At 74.0% G+C, this 1,108-nt stretch carries 1 protein-coding gene; it reads right to left on the reverse strand.

What is annotated here, in order from left to right; all coding sequences use genetic code 11:
* Positions 1-197 precede the first annotated feature (197 nt).
* Positions 198-1,013 (reverse strand): MBL fold metallo-hydrolase, encoded by an 816-nt coding sequence (locus tag HF577_RS37190; protein WP_169400685.1) that lies wholly within the window; start codon positions 1,011-1,013, stop codon positions 198-200.
* Positions 1,014-1,108: the final 95 nt, after the last annotated feature.

The raw sequence follows: 1,108 nt of genomic DNA on the forward strand, positions 1-1,108 counted from the left end.
GTGACGGACCCACCCCCACCACCGTTCCCGTGAGAGGCGACTCGCGCGCAGTTTCCGGGCGACTCGCGGGGCCCCCGCGAGTCGCCCGCTGCGGCTCCGCGAGTCGCCCGGTTCGCGTGCGCGAGTCGCCCGGTTCGCGTGCGCGAGTCGCCCCCCTCCGCGGGCGCGAGTCGCCCCCCTCCGCGGGGGGCGTGCCGTCAGGTGAGGTGGTCGAAGTCGCCCCGGACCCAGCCGATGTGCCGGTCGGCCGAGCGCCGCACGACGGCGCGGGCGTCGGAGGCGATCATGGCCCCGAAGTTGCCGTAGAGCCGCTCGAACTCGAAGCCCTCGACGTGCTGGGCGACCCGCTCGACCACGGCGCCCGACAGCGGGATCCGGTTCGGGTAGCTGCGCATGAAGCTGACCGACGTGCGGTCCGGGTTGGGCATGATCGTGTCGCCGCTGAGCAGCACCCCCGTGCCGTCGGCCCCCGCCGCCCAGTGCGCGACCGCGCTGCCCGGGAAGTGGCCTCCCGGCTGGGTGAGCGTCAGCCCCGGGAGGAGCTCGAGCTTGCCCGACCACGCGCGGATCGCGGGGTCGGGCCGGGCGACCCACTCCATGTCGCGCTCCGCGACCAGCACCGGGGGACCGCCCAGCGCCCGGCTCCACTCCACCTGCACACCGAACATGTGCGGGTGGCTCGCCACGATCGCGATGACCTCGCCCAGCTCACGCACCCGCTGCACGGCGTCGTCGTCCAGGTAGCCGAGGGGGTCCCACAGGAGGTTGCCCGCCGGGGTGCGGACCAGCTTGGAGTGCTGCCCGATGCCGACGGCCGGGGTGCTCGTGAGGGAGTGCAGATCCGGCTCCAGCTCGGTGACCTCGACCCGGTGGCCGGCCGCGGCCAGCTCCTCCAGGGTGGTCCACAGCTGGCCGGCTGCGGGGACGTACTGACGTTCGTCGGCGCAGATCCGGCAGACCTCGACCGCCGCGGTGTGCTCGACCGCGCATGTCCGGCAGATCAAGAAACCCACGGGTGTCCCTCCTCGTCACCGCGACCATCGTGGTCCGTCGACCAGTCTGGTCTGCGTCAGCCGCCGTTCTCGCGCGGGGTGGACGGGGGCGGGAG

Origin of the sequence: Pseudonocardia xinjiangensis, from assembly GCF_012911925.1 — a bacterium.
Taxonomy (GTDB): Bacteria; Actinomycetota; Actinomycetes; order Mycobacteriales; family Pseudonocardiaceae; genus Pseudonocardia; species Pseudonocardia xinjiangensis.